This is a genomic window from Phyllobacterium sp. P5_D12 (assembly GCF_054049495.1).
In genome coordinates, this window is sequence record NZ_JBFUMG010001021.1 from 1 (window position 1) to 914 (window position 914).

1 protein-coding gene is annotated in these 914 nt (G+C 54.9%); it reads right to left on the reverse strand.

The window, feature by feature from the left end; translation table 11 throughout:
* Window positions 1-110: 110 nt before the first annotated feature.
* Window positions 111-914: enolase C-terminal domain-like protein (locus tag ACXJ5O_RS28395; RefSeq protein ID WP_457302826.1), on the reverse strand; the 804-nt coding region annotated here is incomplete at its 5' end.

A 914-nucleotide genomic window follows, 5' to 3' on the forward strand; every position in this document is an offset into this window, starting at 1 on the left:
TTTGAAGAGTGCCGTGCAAAGTGTGGCCGTGCTTACACGGCGCAATTTCTCACGTGTTGCAGATGTTAGGGCAGGGGTCATGGTGATGCTCTCTTGATTGAATACGACAATTACCAACGTGGAACGCGGCGCTCATATGTGGGGTCGAATTGCTGCATGTAGAGGGTGTCGTTCCGGTCGTTCATCCCCGCACTTTCATAAAGATCAGCCAACTTACGGAGTTTCCAGCGATCGATCGACACACCAAGTCCAGGCTTGCCAGAGACCTCAAGATTCCCGTCGGCAAAACGGAATGGATCGCCCTCAATGATGTCGGTGTCGGTCCATGGATAATGCGTATCGCAGGCGAAATTCAGGTTGGGCGTTGCTGCCGCCAAATGMGTCATCGCGGCCAGGGTAATGCCGAGGTGGGAATTTGAATGCATGGAAACCTGCAGTCCAAAGGCTTCGCACAGTTTCGCCAAATGCGTGGAAGCACGTAGGCCACCCCAATAATGATGGTCCGACAAGACAATCTTCACAGCATCTCGGCGCACCGCCTCCGCCAAATGGTCGAACTCCAGGACAACCATGTTGGTTGCGAGTGGAACATTGCACGAGCGCGCTACCTCCGCCATCGCTTCCATACCAAGAACCGGGTCTTCGAGATATTCGAGGACGCCTTCGAGTTTCCGAGCAACATGGATCGCGGTAGGGACCGTCCATCCGCCATTTGGGTCTATGCGAAGAGGATGGTTGGGGAATGCTGCACGCAGTTGCAGCATCGTTTCAATCTCAAGGTCGGGTTCGAGCACGCCACCCTTGAGCTTCAAGGACTTGAAGCCATACTGGTCCACAAAGCGCGTTGCTTCGCCAACCATTGCCGAAGGAGTCATGACCTCGCCCCAATCGTCCGGTTCGTCGCCGATATGGGC